The organism is Segatella paludivivens DSM 17968 = JCM 13650, assembly GCF_000373185.1.
GTDB lineage: Bacteria > Bacteroidota > Bacteroidia > Bacteroidales > Bacteroidaceae > Prevotella > Prevotella paludivivens.
Genome location: NZ_KB890645.1, coordinates 14661 through 33515 on the forward strand (window position 1 = coordinate 14661; position 18855 = coordinate 33515).

At 37.0% G+C, this 18855-nt stretch carries 18 protein-coding genes; 8 read left to right on the forward strand and 10 right to left on the reverse strand.

The genetic code is table 11. From position 1 onward, the window contains the following. Positions 1–30 precede the first annotated feature (30 nt). The 3 genes from B045_RS0107605 (at position 31) to B045_RS0107615 (ending at position 2441) form a co-directional block, all read left to right on the forward strand. The gene (locus B045_RS0107605; RefSeq protein ID WP_018463680.1) at positions 31–237 is read left to right on the forward strand and encodes a hypothetical protein; all 207 of its coding nucleotides are present in this window, start codon (positions 31–33) and stop codon (positions 235–237) included. Between the two features lie 132 nt (positions 238–369). Continuing rightward, positions 370–2055, forward strand: coding sequence for a hypothetical protein (locus tag B045_RS0107610; protein ID WP_018463681.1), 1686 nt, complete (start codon positions 370–372; stop codon positions 2053–2055). Continuing rightward, positions 2052–2441, forward strand: a complete 390-nt coding sequence (locus B045_RS0107615) for a hypothetical protein (protein WP_018463682.1) — start codon at positions 2052–2054, stop codon at positions 2439–2441. Before B045_RS0107610 ends, B045_RS0107615 begins: the two co-directional genes overlap by 4 nt. Before the next feature lie 75 nt (positions 2442–2516). Here the strand turns inward: B045_RS0107615 and B045_RS0107620 are convergent, their stop codons facing one another. Then, positions 2517–3023: a pyridoxamine 5'-phosphate oxidase family protein gene (locus B045_RS0107620; protein WP_025884261.1), complete on the reverse strand. Its 507-nt coding sequence runs from the start codon at positions 3021–3023 to the stop codon at positions 2517–2519. Next, the gene (locus B045_RS0107625; protein WP_018463684.1) at positions 3020–3340 is read right to left on the reverse strand and encodes a DMT family transporter; all 321 of its coding nucleotides are present in this window, start codon (positions 3338–3340) and stop codon (positions 3020–3022) included. Before B045_RS0107625 ends, B045_RS0107620 begins: the two co-directional genes overlap by 4 nt. A 393-nt stretch (positions 3341–3733) precedes the next feature. On the opposite strand from B045_RS0107625, the gene B045_RS0107630 reads away from it, so the two are divergent. The 3 genes from B045_RS0107630 (at position 3734) to B045_RS15790 (ending at position 4507) form a co-directional block, all read left to right on the forward strand. Continuing rightward, on the forward strand, positions 3734–4204 hold the full coding sequence (locus B045_RS0107630) for an HU family DNA-binding protein (protein WP_018463685.1): 471 nt from the start codon (positions 3734–3736) through the stop codon (positions 4202–4204). A gap of 83 nt (positions 4205–4287) precedes the next feature. Further along, positions 4288–4395: a DUF6486 family protein gene (locus tag B045_RS15850; protein WP_373277758.1), complete on the forward strand. Its 108-nt coding sequence runs from the start codon at positions 4288–4290 to the stop codon at positions 4393–4395. Beyond that, positions 4379–4507, forward strand: coding sequence for a hypothetical protein (locus tag B045_RS15790; protein WP_262502992.1), 129 nt, complete (start codon positions 4379–4381; stop codon positions 4505–4507). Before B045_RS15850 ends, B045_RS15790 begins: the two co-directional genes overlap by 17 nt. Before the next feature lie 1010 nt (positions 4508–5517). Here B045_RS15790 and B045_RS0107635 read toward each other — a convergent pair. From B045_RS0107635 to B045_RS0107660, 6 genes are all read right to left on the reverse strand, one after another. Further along, a complete protein-coding gene (locus tag B045_RS0107635; protein ID WP_018463686.1) occupies positions 5518–7257 on the reverse strand; it encodes a protein kinase domain-containing protein in 1740 nt (579 codons plus the stop codon). 8 nt (positions 7258–7265) lie between these two features. Continuing rightward, entirely contained in the window at positions 7266–7814 is a 549-nt protein-coding gene (locus tag B045_RS14895) for a hypothetical protein (RefSeq protein WP_018463687.1), read from the reverse strand. Positions 7815–7938: 124 nt separating this feature from the next. Then, the gene (locus B045_RS0107645) at positions 7939–8790 is read right to left on the reverse strand and encodes a zinc ribbon domain-containing protein (RefSeq protein ID WP_018463688.1); all 852 of its coding nucleotides are present in this window, start codon (positions 8788–8790) and stop codon (positions 7939–7941) included. Between the two features lie 5 nt (positions 8791–8795). Then, complete coding sequence (locus tag B045_RS0107650; RefSeq protein WP_018463689.1) at positions 8796–9584, reverse strand: Nif3-like dinuclear metal center hexameric protein; 789 nt, start codon at positions 9582–9584, stop codon at positions 8796–8798. Between the two features lie 503 nt (positions 9585–10087). Beyond that, positions 10088–10867 carry an ABC transporter permease gene (locus tag B045_RS0107655; RefSeq protein ID WP_025884257.1) on the reverse strand — a complete coding sequence of 260 codons (780 nt, stop codon included), beginning with the start codon at positions 10865–10867 and terminating at the stop codon, positions 10088–10090. A 13-nt stretch (positions 10868–10880) separates the two neighbouring features. Further along, positions 10881–11495, reverse strand: coding sequence for an ATP-binding cassette domain-containing protein (locus tag B045_RS0107660; RefSeq protein WP_018463691.1), 615 nt, complete (start codon positions 11493–11495; stop codon positions 10881–10883). A gap of 197 nt (positions 11496–11692) precedes the next feature. Between B045_RS0107660 and B045_RS0107665 the strand changes: the two genes are divergently transcribed. Next, a complete protein-coding gene (locus B045_RS0107665; RefSeq protein ID WP_018463692.1) occupies positions 11693–12763 on the forward strand; it encodes an agmatine deiminase family protein in 1071 nt (356 codons plus the stop codon). A 10-nt stretch (positions 12764–12773) separates the two neighbouring features. Then, positions 12774–13658 (forward strand): carbon-nitrogen hydrolase, encoded by an 885-nt coding sequence (locus tag B045_RS0107670; protein WP_018463693.1) that lies wholly within the window; start codon positions 12774–12776, stop codon positions 13656–13658. Positions 13659–13701: 43 nt separating this feature from the next. Here the strand turns inward: B045_RS0107670 and B045_RS0107675 are convergent, their stop codons facing one another. Both B045_RS0107675 and B045_RS15075 read right to left on the reverse strand, forming a co-directional pair. Beyond that, positions 13702–14976: an MFS transporter gene (locus tag B045_RS0107675; RefSeq protein WP_018463694.1), complete on the reverse strand. Its 1275-nt coding sequence runs from the start codon at positions 14974–14976 to the stop codon at positions 13702–13704. 3 nt (positions 14977–14979) lie between these two features. Beyond that, entirely contained in the window at positions 14980–18741 is a 3762-nt protein-coding gene (locus tag B045_RS15075; RefSeq protein ID WP_018463695.1) for a DUF4922 domain-containing protein, read from the reverse strand. Positions 18742–18855 lie beyond the last annotated feature (114 nt).

An 18855-nucleotide genomic window follows, 5' to 3' on the forward strand; every position in this document is an offset into this window, starting at 1 on the left:
AACCTAGAGTAAATTTTCATAAGTAAACGTATGTATAATCAGTGTTATCTGCCTGAGACACATTTGGTGTCCTCGCAGATAGATTGGGCAGGCTTACGTGTTTATTCTCTCGCAGATGGCGCAGAGGACGCAGATGAATGCAGCAAACTGCATTATATCGCAGAGAAAGACAGTTACGGTAATCTTCAGAAAATATGGCTCGTCCAAGATGTACTTTTGCTTGCGGCATGTGGTTAAAATAAAAGAATGTAGATTTAGTAACTTACATAATATGTGTAAATTAGGTACTAGTCTTGATTGTTTTAAGCTAGCTTAAGTTAATTTATAAAAAACTCAATTTGTATATATATATATAATGTATACCTTTGTATGGAATTAGAAGAACTATATATGAAATTAAAAATATTAGTTGTTTGTTCTGTTATTTTGGGAATGGTTTCTTGTGCAGATAAAGAAGACTTGTCCAATCTTACTGATGCTTCTGACACAAATCAATCCTTACAAAACAATGTTGGTAAAAATAGCAATATCGAATATGAAATGCAATTTGCTAAATGTCTTTCACGAGCGGTATATGAGCGCCAAGATGTTCGCCAGTTTATGAAAGATGAAGCCCTTAAAAAAATAGATAATGCTTATGATGTTTTCTTTCCTATTGCAAAAGATAAATATATAGGAAATAAAACTTTTGAAGATGTACTTTGCCAGTATGTATCACATGATGTTTTGGTGGATTCTATTGAAAAGCATGTACCAATGTTGAATATCCATTTACCTGAGTTAGGAAGTGCTAAAGTAAGTGATTTGAATACTTCAGAAGCAGAATTACCTGTTCTTTGTGAGCAAAAAATATTCATTAATGGAGAAGTGGTTGATTCTCTTTCTGATGATGAAATACCGGATTTTAACGTGTTAGTTATTTCAGAAAATAACACGATACAAAAAAAGACTTCATCAACACGCAGCTTTGATCGTGATGATAATGCTATGTTAGGAAATAATTATGAATATGTTTCCCCTGTGTTCAATCCTAGTTACAATAAGTACAACTCTATTTCAAGTACAAGGAGCGGAGGGCAAATGGCACCATCTGATAAATATACAGATGGAAGAATACCAAGCTCTGATTTAGATCCAAAACTTATCTATGCATATAAAATATCTAAATCATCCAAACGAGGGACACGATTTGCGATGTATTATGGTTTGAATAATTTAAACGATACAACGCTGACTTTGAAATCTGATGTTAAGGATTGCATTTATAGAATGAAATTTTCAGTTAGTGCTGATTTTAAAGATATGGCAATAAATAAAGGGGCTTATAACTTTTTTAATAAGGATGTAATAGTTAAGAAGAATCCTATAACTAGAGAAAATGCTATTAGTAGACTAATAAATGGGCGCGTATATTGCTTTCTATTTACTTTTATTTCAGGAAACGAGGCTCAGGATAATGTGGCAACTCAGAGTGTAAGAATTTATGCACGACCTGATCAACTTTTTAATTTGGATGTAACTCAAAGTAAGAGACACCATACAGCATTTAGACATTCACGATATACTTATAGTATCAATCTAAAAAATATAGATTCAAAATGGTTTTATCCTTTGGAAAATAACCAATTACCTATTTTAGACAGATGGAATATTTTAAAAGGACCAATAACTAAGTATGTTGTGGTATATTTAATAAATCCAGATGAAAAATCGACAACCACTACTTCTGAATCTTATACTATGAAGTATTCTTCTGATGTAAATTTAGGATTAGACGCAAAAGCAAAATTATTTAAGATATTGGATTTGGGTATTAATGGAAAATTTGACTCTAGTAATTCGTTTGAGAAAACGGTTACGAAAACATTTTCAATAGCGGCTCATAATTTAAGAATAGGTGATTTTAAAATGGATTATTTTGAGGATTACCCAATATCAACAATATACTCAGATGGGAGTGTTGTTCCAATGATTTTGGGAACAGGTCCACTAACAATGAGTATATTACCACTTTCAATAGATTACTTAACTCAAAAAAGATACAATAAGCAATGAAAACAACGAAGAAGTGTGTTTTTACGATAAGTCTTATACTGTTATTGTTGAATACCTTTACGGCATGCAGTAAGGACGATGACAGCCTAGATAAGGAATTTGCAAACACAGTATGGATTCATCGCTTTACTCCTGCAGATCATATGGAGAATGGCGTGTGTGCAGAAGTTTATGTATTTTTGAGTGACGGCACTATAAAAGATTGCGCTTTGGATAGCAATAATAAATACTTGATGGATTTGGGAACTTATCATTTTTATCGAATAGATAAAAATCATATTGCGTTTTCTAAAGGTGATTCCAATGGTATGCTTATAGATGGTAATCATTTCAACAGGTTTTATGATTTCTACAAAAGTGCTTATCGTCCAGAAGACTTGGCTTAGTTGTTAAGTGAAGAGCAATCGTAAAACATTAAATGGGGTGTCTTACGATTGCTCTTTTCAATATGATTGAAACAATTAATCCTTGTTGTCTCTTGACCTAACAAGCTCTATCGCTTCCTTACTTGTAATATGATCTATTTCCATTCTCATGACGGCAACATGCGACCATCCTTTTTCTATTTCCTTACGAAGATTTTCGTCATCTCCTGGATTATAATGGTTTCCTAGAATTTGTAAAGCTCTCATTCTGGTAGCGTCATCATGTATTATATGTATGCGTCCAAATGCAATTACACTGCGAAAATAAGTAGTAAATTCACTAGGTATGACATTGTCTTGCTCTATGACGCAGAATGAACACTTTTCATTTGATGCGATTGCATCAATTTTATGCCCGGATGTTGCGGAATGAAAATATATATCCCCATCATTATAAACATAACTAATTGGCAATGCATATGGATATTCTTGATCTCCCAAGAGTGCTAGTACTCCAGATGTGCATCTATTAAGAATGTTGATAGTCTCATCATCGCTCAGTTGTTGGCGCTTGCGACGCATTTGTCTAAAAGTTTCGTTCATAAGCATTTAAGTCCAATAATAGAAATTATAAGTGTTGAAATAAAAAACAGTCTTTTAAAAGTAAATGGTTCCTCAAAAAATAAAATACCAATTATAACCGTTCCTACGGCTCCTATTCCCGTCCATATAGGATAAACTGTTCCTATTGGCAACGTTTGAGTTACTTTTGCTAATAGTGACATACTAATGATGGTAAAAATAATAAAGCCTAGCATCCAAGCCATCCATGCTGTGCCTGTTAATAATTTTGCACGACCAAGACAGTAGGAAAAGCCTACTTCACACAGCCCTGCAATAATCAAGATAATCCAATTCATGATTTTTATCTTAAAATGATTATTTCGAGGGCTGCAGAGCTATCCGGCGTCTCCTTCTGGTTGCAAAGTTAATATATTTAGTGATTATAATAAAATTTATCGGTGGAATATTACATGTAAATTTATATAATTCAGTTGTAAATACAATGTTGTCCATATAAGTAGATTATTCATTTATCTACTTTTGTCGCCGTGAAACATGTGGCAACGTAACTTTGGCTAACATGCCAAACATGATTTCATTGCATGCCTTAAAAACTTGCAGTATCTTTGCCGTGTCATTTGAAAATCAGGTGACTGGGCTTAATGAAAGGAGGAACATTATAGGTGCACATATATGATGCTTTCAGCAAGTCTCAAACAGTAAAAAAACAATTTAAAAAAGAAAGAAACATGCTGAATTACAAAATTTACAAGAACAACAACAAAAAGAATCTGAAAACCTATAACAAGTTTTACGCTCGTGCCGTCTATCTCGGAATAGCTCAACTTGATGACATGGCAGAAAAGATTCAGGCAAACTGCTCAGTCAAAAAGAGTGATGTACTAGCAGTACTCACAGAACTTGCAGAGGTGATGACTGTCGAACTTCAGGAGTCAAAGGTCGTAAAGATCGCAGGACTAGGTTCATTCAAACTAACACTAAAGTGTGTTGGCGCAGATAGCGTTAAGGAGTTCTCACCAGCCAAGAACATCAAGAAAGTTAACATCCGCTTCAGTCCGGAAGCACATGTAGACATGGGTTCAAAGACACGAACAAAGGCACTTGTAACCGGTACGCAGGTAAAGGAGTACGCAGAGTACAACAAAATCAAAACTGCACCAGCTGCAGGTGATCCAAACGGCGGAGTAGTAAAGCCTTAAACATCGTTCCCGCTCTGATGCGCAGCAGAGGGGGATTTGTTTTTTAAGAACACACACACAACGATTAATTAAAAGAAAACTAAATGAACAAGAACAACGTAAACATTTCATGGATCATTAAGATAGTAATCGCTATCGCTTCCAGTCTTCTAGGGTTGCTTGGGACGCAACAAGATGAAACACAGAATTAGCTATATGAGCTATCACGATTTCAACGACTTAATTAAAATCATAACCAGTCTAGTCTGGTTAATTGCAGCGCTCACAGCGCTACTTAGCTGCACGGTATGGATTGCAGGATAACAAGAGAGGGATGTGCTAAAGCGCATCCCTCTTAATCGTTTATGGGGTCTCGTAGATAATGTGTTGTTTGTTGTCTCTCTGATAGATGGAGTACACTTGTGTGTTTATTCTCTCGCTGATAACGCAGATAGCGCAGACGAATGCAGCTGAGCTGCATTTGTCCCGCAGATGATTGTTGTTGATGTTATTGTGTTTTAGTCTGCGTGAATCAGCGAGATCTGCGAGAGAACATGTAGCAGATATGAAGGAATTATAGTCTTATTTCCTACTTTCGTTGAAAGGAGATGATTAAATAGATTCACTATTTTTCATCTATTTTTTGTCCATGTCATCCATGTTGAGACTATATAGGTTAGAATTGGGAAATAAGTATTATCTTTGCAACAGTAATATGATGAAATAAGTTATATGATAGATATAAATTTGTATTTAATCATTTATAATGTCTTATTGTGGCAGACCACAGCGTCGCCTAGTGGAGTGATATTGAATAAACGGCATTAACACTAAAAAAGTATGAATGAAAAGTTCTGTGCTCGTAATATCAAGTTTTATATATTCGAATAAATCTTGTTACAGTAGACTTTTACATTATCGTTTAGAAGGGGACCATTTGAACTTAATGGTGAAATTATATTGTGTATCAAAGAATAGAATGGCAAACAACACTGCAATATTAGCATTGATTAGCCACTTTATATACTCAGATAACAAAATTAAGGACAAGTTATATTTTGCTTTATCCACTTGTTTGCATAAGATATTGGACTCCGTGAGGAGTTCTGTTTGTTAATTCTAGTATTGTATAAAAATACAATAACAATGTCTAGAACGCCTGAGCAGTGATGCTGTGGCGTTCTTTTTTTTAAAAGATTTTGTAATTATAACGATGTTACGTCTATATTCTTAATTTACACATTACTATTGTAGATGTGAAATTTTCATATCAATAAAGTGAGCATTTTCCAGTAAAACATTTAAGTCATTTCTGAAAGTATTTTAATTTGTATTTAATGGCTTGGTTTTATCTGACTTTTCATTACCATATAGTTATTTGTATATGATATGGCTCCATCACTACGCTTGGCGTAGCATGTAACTAAACACGGACGATTGATTTTAATAGGACTGGTATAACGCTGCTTAAAACGTTCGGGACGCTGCCAATCACCATTTATCGTATAATAGAAAGCAACAGGAGAATTAATTTCTTTTTTATCTTTAGAGATATACAGCATTCCATTTCTATATGTCATGACCGGTAACTTAATACGCGTTGTATATGATTTCCATAAAGGGTTGCTTACACCTGCGTATGTATACCAAATTTTATAGTTCCAACGAGTTTTCAGTTTATAATATCCAGTTTCTTTCGTATCAAAATTGCGTATACATTCTAAAGGTTTTTCGTTGCTTGAATAATAACAAAAAGATTTCTTTAAATCTATAATCTCGTCGGTCTCCACATCAAATAATGTGTAATCTCTAAAACAAAAGACGTTAGCGACATCTGGTGCTCCGGAAAATCTTTTGAAGTTTTTCGTGTGGATATGTAACGCCTTGCCATAAATATATTTTAGTTTTTTTGTTACAGCAAATGCTTTCACATAATAATCAGTATTTCCCATAAGAAGCATCAGTGGCATAGTGAACTGTTCTTTGTCGAGATAATAAAAATCAAACTTTTTGAAATTACGAATATTCGTTTCGCCATAAATCGTTCCAGAACTACCATACACAGTTTGTTTGTTACTTGTTGTGTCTGTATCATAAAGATCATCAGGATTGGTTGCAATAAGCAGCCCCTTATTTATGATTTTCTTTTCATCATAATTCTCAATAAATCCACCAACCAATGGAGGTTGAGAAGTTGAATCTAATATGATAGTCTTGACTTTAATATTACTAGTAGAATCTATTGGATATAATCTCGTGCTATATTTTGTTGCTATTCTTCTATTGCTATATGCATGTAAGCCACATAACAAGATTACAAGTAACAATAGGGATAATAAAATTAAAATGAGAGAACGCTTTCTTGTAGAAACTGCTCTTTTCAATTCAGATACAGACTGAAAACGCTTAGTAGGGTCTTGCTGTAAGCAACGTGAAAGAACTTTCTTGTTTACTAGGCTGTATTTCTTAAATATATTTCCAATCGCATATATATCGCTATAAGTTCCGACAGCATATTTGTCGGTAAATTGTTCTGGAGCTGAGTAGCCTTCTGTTCCTCCTGGAGTATAAATATAACTATCCTGATAGGCAAAACCACAGTCAATCAGTTTCACGTGATGTCCGATACGGGTTATGATGATGTTGTCTGGTTTCAGATCAAGATGGAGCATCTGGTGTTGGTGCATACAGCCCACAGCTGATAGAAACTCGTCAACAAACTGTTTGCGGGCTGATTTTGAGTTGAAGTAATCAGGATTTAAGGTTATAAATTCGGAAAGATTGTAACCATCTACAAATTCTGTGAGCAGATAAGGACCTTTTTCATCCTCACCCATACCCTTATAACGCACAATAAAGTCATTATTCAATGACGCACCAAGTTCAAATTCTTTTTTAAGTGAGTCACGATATAAAGGATTATCCTTGTATTCAGCTTTAAGTTGTTTTTTTGAATACCATTTACCATCAATTTTGACCTTATAGTTAATAGCAGTTCCACCTTCGGCAATCACCGTCTCATCTGAGTCTGCTGATAATTCGTCATTAAAGAAAAAGCGAGATTCTGTATCCATATAGGTAGTTACATTATTTTAATTGATTTCACGCCACCCTCAATGCCACCGATATATTGTCCTAATTTATGTCCTTCATGTTCGACCTCACTCACAAAGAACGAATGACCTACAGCAATTTCGGAAATAGTTAATATATCCCCTTTATTCAGTTTTCCACCGTTTGCAGATTGTACCATACAATGATAGGCATCAGTCACCTTTAATAGCAGTTTTCTTGCTGGTTCATAGCAAACTTCAATATTTGCTTCTTTGTTCATGTCTTTTATAAACAAAACATTTTCGAGGATGCTAATACACGAGTTTCCATTCTCTGAAACATCATTCAGTTGTTCCCAATTCTTGAATCCCAAGTATTCCGCAATAATATTTAATGTAGTGTTTGAAGTCTTTACGCATGGTTGCATTCCGAAAAGACGTTTCAGAGTATTTATACTTAGGGTTTCACCTGTAACTTCAAAGATGTCTTTTGATAATATATCAAACTGACTTGATAAAGTAAGGTGGTTTCCAACCTTATCACGAATTAAATTTTGAATATATGAACTTAAAATCATAACAATATTAAAATAGTTGTCATCTCTATGATACTAAAATAAAAGGTCGTTATAGAAAACGAGATAGGGCTGTCCACGACTTACATGCACAGCCCTACTTAATATTCATTATAGAAATAAGCAATTATGCTTCTTCTGGTGTTGTTTCTTCTTCTGCCTTCTTCGTAGTCTTACGAATTGTGCGTTTAGCGCGCTTTGGCTTCTCTTCTGAAGCAGGCTTTTCTGGCTTAATACCAGCAAGTTCTGGATCAATCATGATTCTACCGCAATACTCACAAACGATAATCTTCTTGTGAATCTTGATGTCTAGTTGGCGCTGAGGTGGAATCTTGTTGAAACAACCACCACAAGCATCACGCTGAACGTAAACGATACCCAAACCGTTACGGGCATTCTTGCGAATACGCTTGAAGCTTGTAAGCAAACGAGGCTCAATCTTTGTTTCTAATTCCTTAGCCTTTTCCTTCAGCTTTTCCTCTTCTTCACGAGTTTCCTGCATAATCTCGTCAAGTTCGTTTTTCTTTTCATCATGATCAGCCTGACGGTCAGCCATTGTTTCCTGAGCCTTTGCTAAATCTTGATTGCATTCTTCAATCTTAATCGCAGCTTCTTTGATCTTCTTTGTACAAAGTTCGATTTCCAAAGTCTGGAACTCAATTTCCTTTGTAAGAGTATCATATTCGCGATTATTCTTAACATCCTCAAGCTGAGTTTTGTAACGATCAACACTAACCTGCGCATCAGTAATATCGTGCTTCTTCTGAGTTACTGCATTTTGGAACTCTGCAATCTCGTTCTGAATTTTCTCAATACGGATATTCAGACCTTCGATTTCATCCTCCAAGTCTTGAACCTCAAGTGGAAGTTCACCGCGAAGAGCCTTTTTGTCATCAATGCTACTCAATGTAGTTTGCAGTTGATAAAGAGTTTTCAACTTCTCTTCAACTGACAAGTCTGTAGGATCTTTCTTTGCCATAATTTTTATAGATAAATTATTGGATTCGTGTTTATCTTCGTGAGTTTGCACTCTACACCAGGACACTTATCCTCTATTATTGATTTGAAAATTTCGTTTGTATATTGTTCACTCTGATAATGTCCAATCACTGCAATCTGTATCTGCTGATCTCTGCCGAAATACTCATGATAGTGCATTTCTCCAGTGATAAAGGCGTCAGCACCAGCATTTATAGCATCTTCGAGCATAAACGAGCCAGCACCGCCACATACAGCTATCTTTGAAATAGGACGTCTCAACAATTCGTTTGCCATGACACATTCCACGTCAAAGTTTCGTTTCAACATTATTATCAGGTCGTCGGCAGCAATTGGTTCATTCAGTTCACCGATAACTCCGTCACCGCCCTGAACACCGTCAACAGTATTCTGCTTACCAAAGAAACACAAATCATGCAATCCAAGTTTCTCGGCAATCTTATGATTCACACCTCCTTGTGCACTGTCCATGTTTGTATGCATAGACACTACAGTGATATGATTCTCTATAGCCTTGCGTATAGTTATCTGAACTTCATCTTCATCAGTGATATGAGCCAACTTGTGGAATATCAGCGGATGATGTGAAACAATCAGATTGCAGCCACAAGCAACAGCTTCGTCGACGATTTTAGGGGTCACGTCAAGACACAATAAAGCCCCTGAGACTTCCACTTCTGTTAATCCAACCTGTAAGCCTGCATTATCAAAATCAGCTTGCAGAGGCAGAGGCGCGAACTGTTCAAGGGCACCAATTACTTCCTTTATTTTCATGCGTTGCATAAAATTAGATTGCAAAGGTAGTTAAATTTCTATATTATAATGGTGTAGGTGTTGTTTGTTTAACATCTTTTACATTATATATATTCTCATTCTGTGGATAACAAACAGTAAACGGGACACATTCCATGAAGAAATATATCCCGTTTGCTATGAAACCTAAATATTATCTAAGATAAGTTCACTCTTCCGTAGTTGTATGTGTTAAGTACATTAACCATATAATGAACTACCTTTTCTTTGTTTACGGTACTCTTTATTAATACCACTACCTTTGTCATCTTTTTCATAATTGTTATCCTTTCAATCTTTCTACCTTAAATAAGCTAATATCTTTATATTTTTATTACTCTATACTTTTATCCTTTTTACAAGTGCAAAGTTAACGCCCTTATCATTAGTAAACAATGATAAGGGCGCAAATTAGTTTCAAAAAGCGTTATTTTTGACTTGAATCAATCAACTTGACACATATCAATACCGTGTTTTGATATGCATCAAGCAGTTTTATCCATATTCTTCAGTTGACCATAAGCATCAAAAGAATAAACACGAGCCACAGCCAATGTTATCAACAATGATACTGGTGCTGCTGCAAGCATTGCTGAGAGCATGAGTATCTGCATGAATACGGCATCAATAACACCCATTCCTGCCAATATCATGCTCCACAAGATCATTGGGGTAACACCTAATAATATATAAGCCATCTTACCCAACATCGGAATCATATTCTTTTCTAAAGCACGCTTCACGAAATAGTTTACAGCCTGACCATGTGTAGCTCCATTGCCTAAAAGATAATAATATATTGCATTATGATTCTTTAATCCAACGTAGTAAGTTTCAAGTGACTTGGAATTACACTCTATCATTGAACCTGCTAAAAAGCCAGCGATAGGAATCATATATCGGGCATCGAACATATTCTTAAATGAGAAAACAGCGAATAAGATGGCTAGTCCCATAATGATAACCACAGACAAAGCTCCTACGAAAGAAGGGAAAAACAATTTGTTCATGCTTAGTCGCGCTTTGCTGACGGAAATGATGGCAGCAATAACAGCCATAAATATCATCCAGAGGATGTTGATGAGGACGCTATTCCACAAGGATATGTAATATAGAAACACACCGGTTAACACCATATATGCAAACATCTTCACTACTGACATAGCAAACTTGTTGAGCAGGTTTAACTTGTATGTAAATATAATATAAGCCGGAATGCAAAGTAATAATATCACAATACATATTCCAAGGAAAGATATGTTCATAACTTTTATTTTTTTATACGTTTATATCTAATATCAGCGATTTGTCACACATTCTCTTTACGTCTTCATCATCACTTACGATAACTACAGAATGCTTTTCAGCGGCATAGTCCCTTAAATAAGGCACCAAGAGATTTGCAGGAATCTCGCTATATAGTTTGTCAATTATCAGATAAGGTCTATCACTCAATACTGCCACAATAATGAGAATTAGCTGTGCAATATGCTTCTGAAGCTTACTGTATTCTGCGTCGAGCAAGGTAGCATCAATGCCAAAACTATCTAATTCAGTTTTCAGCATCTTCTTAGTGATCTTATTCTTTTTCTCGAATGGAGATGAAAGCACATCTGTGATCTTATCCCAAGGCATATCCAAATCATGCGGAACATAAGAAAACATGTTGCGGAAGTAGGCAGCTGAAGAGGTATCGACAACATCACCGTCGACAGTGATAAAGCCTGATTTCAATGGCTGCAATCCTAGCATGGAGCGAATGAGAGCCGTGATATAATCATCTTGCGTTCCATAGATGCAAAATAGCTCACCTTCATCAACCGAAAAATTGATATCAGCCAATGTAGCAGGGTATTCCACGCCGTTTAATATTCCATTTTTTATTTCAAGCATTACCAGTCAGTTACGTTGTTTATACATTTAAAATAATGCAGATGAGTGCAGATTTATCAAGCTTGTCAGAATGTTCTTCATTATGCAGCTTATCTTATGCAAAGATAATTATTTTTATTCTAATCTGTAAACAATTAGAAATAAAATAGCTATATTTGCACAATTAATCAAGGTAAAAACAAAGCTAACCATCATATATGGCAAACAATAAAAATTGCATTAACAATTTAAGACTTCCTGCAGAATGGGAACCACAATGCGGTATACAGCTTACATGGCCTCATGCCAATACAGACTGGAAACCATATCTTGAAGATATTACAAAAGTATTCGTAAATATGGCGAAGGTCATTACTAATGAAGAATTGCTTGCTGTGGTAACTCCGGAGACTGAAACTGTGAGAAAGCAACTTTCGCAAGAACTTACAACAGCACAACTGGACAACGTAATATTTTATGATATAGACACCAATGATACATGGGCACGTGATCACGCTCCGCTAACAGTGGTTGCAGATGATAAAGAAACATGTATCCTTGACTTTAAATTCAATGGTTGGGGAGATAAATTTGAATGGACTAAAGATAATAACATCACAAGTAAACTAAACAATAAAGGTGCCTTCAAGGCATGTTATGAATGTGATACAGATTTCGTGCTTGAAGGTGGAAGTATTGAAAGTGACGGCAAAGGCAGCATATTTACAACGACATTCTGTTTGATGGCTGAACACCGTAACCAACCTCTTACACGTGAAGAAATAGAAGAAAGATTACTGAAAAGTCTGCACGCAAAAAGAATCGTTTGGCTTGATTACGGACAGTTGATAGGTGATGATACTGATGGACATATAGACACTATCGTGCGTCTGGCACCAAACGATACCATCGTTTATAATGGATGTGACGATGAGCGTGATGAACAATATAATGATTTCAACTCACTTGAAGAACAACTGCGCCAGTTAAAGACATTAGACGGACAAGCATACAACTTGTTACGCCTGCCAATGCCAGACGCAATATATGACGACGGCGAACGATTGCCGGCTACTTATGCCAATTTCGTGATTACCAACAAGAGCGTAATATGCCCCACATATTCGCAACCGATAAAAGACAATATCGCTATGGAAGTATTGCAACGCGCATTTCCTAATCACAATATCGTAGGGATAGATGCTTCGGTCGTGATTAGACAGCATGGATCGCTACATTGTCTTACAATGCAATATCCAGAAGGAACATTGAAAACAAAGAGTTTATAATATACAGAATATGAGAGAACTTAAAATAGGCATTATACAACAGCACAATATAGCTGACACAAATGATAACATGCGCAGACTTTCTGAAAATATAGAGAGTCTTGCTCATGAAGGAGCACAACTAATCGTGCTTCAGGAACTTCATAATTCACTATATTTCTGTCAAGTTGAGGATGTGAAGAACTTTGATTTAGCAGAACCTATACCTGGACCATCAACAGATTTCTATGGTAAAATGGCAAAAGATAACAATGTTGTCATAGTAACCTCTCTTTTTGAGAAACGTGCTCCTGGATTGTATCACAATACAGCCGTGGTAATAGAGAAAGACGGAACGATAGCAGGTAAATACCGAAAGATGCATATTCCTGATGATCCTGCTTATTACGAAAAGTTTTATTTCACTCCAGGTGATCTAGGCTTTAAACCAATAGAAACAAGCGTTGGAAAATTGGGCGTATTGGTTTGTTGGGATCAATGGTATCCAGAAGCTGCACGACTGATGGCACTTAGCGGAGCCGAAATACTGATATATCCAACAGCGATAGGATATGAAAGCAGCGACACCAAAGAAGAGCAGGAACGACAGCGAGAAGCATGGACAACGGTTATGCGTGGACATGCTGTAGCAAATGGACTGCCTGTAGTTGCTGTAAACCGTGTGGGATATGAGCCTGATCCAAGCAAACAGACAAACGGTATCGAATTCTGGGGAAGCAGTTTTGTAGCAGGTCCACAGGGTGAGATGTTATACCGTGCAAGCAATAACGAAGAAGGCACCAAACTTCTTTCCATAGATATGGAACATAGTGAGCAGGTGCGCCGTTGGTGGCCATTCTTGCGTGATAGGAGAATTGATAAGTATAATGAAATAACAAAGAGGTTTATTGATTAATAAACCTCTTTGTTATATATGTAAGTATAGAAAGATAGATATTCTATTCTTCTCTACGTCCAAATTCAGGATCAACCTTTAGGAATGATGCCACGACGAATGGCAACAAGCAGCACAACATCACGATAACAAAGAACATTCTGTAGCCAACAAACTGTGCTAACGCTCCAGCAAAAAGTCCAGGAATCAACATAGAAAGAGCCATGAATCCTGTACAAAGTGCATAATGAGATGTCTTATGCTCTCCCTGACTGAAATATATCATAAACAACATATAAGCGCTGAATCCGAATCCATAACCAAAGTTCTCAAAGAATACACATGTATTTATTGCTATCAAACTGTCGGGCATCACATAAGCAAGATATACATAAGCTACATTAGGAATAGTGATAGCAAATGTCATCGGCCATAACCATTTCTTAAGTCCGTCTTTGCTAACAAGCATCCCACCAATGATGCCACCAGCAAGAAGTCCTATCACTCCTACAGTTCCATTAACCAAACCAAATTCTTGTGGTGATAACCCTAGACCACCCTTGCTAGACTGTGCCTGCAAGAACAACTGCGAAATAGGGGTGAGAAGAGCCTCGGGAAGACGGAAAAGTAACATGAATGCGATAGCGGTAAGTATCTGTTTCTTTTTGAAGAAAGTAGCGAATGTCATAAGGAATTCATGAAAAACAACTTTGGCATCCTGCTTTTCTTCATGGTCTATATCTTCCTTTGGATGTGGCAATATAAAGTTATGATATAGATAGAAAGCAATGAACAAGCCTGTGAGTCCATAGAATATCAGACTCCAAGAAAACTTAATCTGATAGCGGAACATCACCTGTAATACTCCTGCCAACATGATAAGTACGCCCTTACCAACTATCATGGATAATCGATAGAATGTGCTTCGTATGCCTACAAAGAATGCCTGTTCGTGCTGGTCAAGCCCCATCATATAGAAACCGTCTGCAGCAACATCATGCGTAGCGCTTGAAAATGCTAACATCCAGAAGAAGCAGATACTGCCCTGCAACCACCAGTCTGCCTGAATAGTAAATGCCACACCAGCAAAGGCTGCTCCTAGAAACAACTGCATTGTAGTTATCCACCAACGTTTAGTCTTGCATAAATCAAGGAATGGACTCCAGAATGGTTTTATAACCCATGGTAGGTAAAGCCACGACGTATAGAATGTAATCTCTGCGTCGCTAAGTCCAAGTTGCATATATATCTCGATTGCCAATACCGTTACAGCGATATATGGCAAGCCTTCAGCAAAATAAAGTGTCGGCACCCAAGCCCAAGGATTTCTTTCTTTCATTTTCTATTTATATAGTTTTTCAATCTCTGCACCTTTATAATAATGCAACAGAATGTCATTATAATCATAACCTTTTTCGCCCATTACAGCTGCACCAATCTGACATAAGCCTACACCATGTCCCCAGCCAGCACCAATAAGTTCTATGCGCTGTGGAACTCCGTTTTTGTCAGTGTCATATTTATCTACAACAAAAGCAGAACTGTATAAATGACTTTCGCTTAATGTACGACGTATCTCAAGTTCCTTTCCTATAGTGAAAGTTCTGTTTTCACCAACAATTTTCAACTTAGATATACGTCCGCTCTTGCCACGTTCCATAGGAATGAGATCAAGGATCTTGCCTAATCCTAGTTTCATCTTGTCCTCGATAAGTGCAGATATTTCTTGCTGCGTGAAGCTAACCTTCCAACGATAGAAGTCTGCCGTCTCCAAATCATAGTCTTGAAGCACCTGTGACAATATTTCTTTGTCGGTAGTGTTGCAGAAACTTTCAGGATTAGAACGTATCCATTTCACAGCATTTGCCTCTACGGTCAAATCATCAGGAGAAGTTTCAGAACTATCGTCTCTAACGGCTAACAGATAAGGTTTCTTTATATTTTCCCAGCAATACTGGAACTCTTCAGTTTCTCCACCACAGCATTTAGAAAAGCGGGCATCGCAAATCTCTCCATCGCTGGCAAGAATCTGTCCCTTAGTCTGGCGTATCGCCTCGGCAACGTGCTTACTCGTTTCCTTCGTTATACCTTGATAACGCTGGCAATGGTCATCAGCACATACATCGAATATAGTATGGTCTTCACGGTCATACCAACGGATAAGTTCATCATCTTTCTTAATGAAAGAGAAGAAGTTGTTTCCGCCTTCGTTAAGTTCCGTACGCTTTCTCATCTGTGCCAATAGCCAACTACGAGAAATAACAGCATGAGCCTTTAGTAATTCAAGACTTGAAGTAGCACTCATCTCACTTGAAATAACGCTCTCCAAATATCGTTCTACAGGCAATTCATTGATAGCGCATATCTTATCAGCCTCTACAACGAGTTTCAGCGAACCTAGGAATGTCTGCGTTTCCTTACGCTCCCAATGGAAGTTTACACCTATCGTGACATCAAAAAGTGAGAAAGACGCTTCCTGACTTTGTGGACTGAAAACCAGTTGACTGTATTGATTGCCATTCCATAGGATTCCCCCTTCAGAGAATTCCACTTCCTGATCGCCCTCTACAGCTTCACCCTTAGCCAGATAAGGTTTGTTAAGTTTGAACTTTATTTTTTCTCCGCTAACTATTCCTACTGTAACGTCAGGTTGTTTTGGATAATAATCAACATGCTTGCTTTCTGTTATCCTAACGTTGAGATTATCTTTGATAACCTTCATAGTCTGTTCGCTTGCTCCGCATTCCTTCAATATATCAGAAGCCTTTTGAGCATCAATCTTAACAAAATCTTCTTCTCGTGGAGTAATGAGTAAGCCAGCCATATCAAGAGCACCCGGACTGACTAGCATTTGTCCATAGCCTTCAATAGAATAGCATTCAGGACGATGTTTCTCTCTTGGTATAACTACGGTTATATGATCGTCGCCACTTATCCAACTGACGATATTCATCATCGGTTCCGTGTCTCCGTCATGCAATGGCATTGCATTATAGACACGTCTGAACAAATTGCTGTCATTTTCACAGTTGCGGCTCTTGATAACAATTGCCGGTACAACAAAATCTGTCAGAACATATATGCCTTCATCATCATTGAGTGGAACTACTTGTTCCATATTTCGGCTCAATCTCTGCCATTCAGTCTGCAACGGTATGATGCCGCTTGTTCCTGCCTGAAAATGCAGATGGTCAGGTGCACTTGCACCACATTTAGGACCATTGTAGAACACAATGATGTCATCAAATCTAGATAATATCTTATAAATTTCACTATAGTTCTTCTTGATGCTCTGCAGTTGATGTCTCTTTGCAGGTATAGTGAAATGAGTAGGCAAAATAGGGAATGGATTTACTAGCAATGCAAACTTATCGTCAATGCTCTTAGCCATCTGCTCTTTAGGGCGGTTGGAATCACAAAGAAAACATGGTCGCTTTTCCAAGGTCTTTGAATCAATCTTAGCTCCAGTACTTACAATTCTTCCAGGATTGAACTGAACCTTCATATCACCAATCTGCTTGAGCTGTACATTATGCAGATCGCGATAACGAGTACTTACTTCATTCCATACTTCCAACTGACGACTGAAGAAACGCTGCAAACTGCTGTCGACAATGATATCCGTCTTTCCTGCTAGCATTTGCTGGCGCGCCTTGATTTCCATCGTGCGCAAACGGTCTTTATACAAATTGTTTGCATTAATCTTTTCAATACTCAGTGCTGCATCACTGTTTCCTCCCCACCGGCGACATAGATATAGCTCATCATATATTCTTCCTATACGATATCTACGACTGAAAGCTAAGCCCAGTGCATAGTCCTCACCATAACTGGTGTTAGGGAACTGAATCTGTCTTACTAAAGGAGTGAAAAATGCTCTAGGCGCACCTAGTCCGTTTATTCTCAATGCATTGTTGCATCCGTTATCTTCTGTCCACTCACGGTGGTCAATCATTCCAGGAGGAAGTGTATTCAAATCAAAGTCACACATGCGGTAAGCACCAATAATCATGGCAGCTTTCTGCTTATGGAACGCTTCAATAATCAACTGCAATGTGCGAGTAGAAGAATATAAATCGTCGCTATCCAACTGCACAGCAAACTTTCCGCATCTGTCATCATTAATAGCCATGTTCCAACAACCACCAATACCTAAGTCATTTCTTTCAGGTTCGATGACAATAAGTTTGTCATTTTTCAACCTGTCAAGAATCTCTCCAGTACGGTCAGTGCTATGGTTGTTTACAACAATTACGTTATACTTGAAACTTGTTTTCTGTTCTAAAGCGCTATTTACAGCATCAGCAATAGTTTTTTCGCGGTTGAATACAGGAATAACAACAGAAGCCTCGTATTCAAAATCCTGTTCCTTGAAATCTGGTTTTCTGTAATAATTAGTATCAATCAATGAGCCTATTGCCGTAAGATGTGCTGTTATAGCCTTTTCCATTTCAATCTGTACTTCACGATTGCGTGGATTGACGTAATCAAATTGTTTCTCTCCACTTTTTCGGGTATCAAGTTCCAATTCTGTATATAGAAATTCATTGATATGGAACAGTTCTCCTTTACGACTCAGAAATAGTCTGAAATCATAAAGTCCGGCATACTTGTAGTAAGCCTTCTCATTTCCAGAAATACTGTTTGCGTATTCATGTAATAAGTCTGCTTTGACGAGTAGTATAGAACCGAAATCAAAATCATCTCTCACGCTACCAATCTGATAATCAATAACAGGATGTTTCTCGGTCTTACCATCAACAACCGAATAATAATCGCTATAAACCATAGCTGCATCTGTATCAGCTGCTACATGCAACATTCGGTCTAATGCAAACGGTCCGAAAGATACAGGAGTGGTTTTTAGATATAGCATAACATAATCAGTATCCGTATTCTCCTCAATATCCAAAATAGTCTTTGTTGAAACTATATTGTCGATTGCGATAAGAGCGCAATCTTCTGGAGTATTGTTTAATCTGAAACTACTGTCAACCAATAAGTTAATATGTTGTACGGTCTTGCTTTGCCTAAGCATAGATAGCGTTTTATCTATGTTTTTTATGTCTTCACAAGGCAGGAAGCAATCTATTTTTCCTCTCATAAATGATATTAATTTTGACTACAAAGATAACAATTATATTACATTTATGGTCTGTTTCAATAAGTTTTTTTTAAAAAACGTCTATCTTTGGATAGATAGGTCGCCATCTGAATA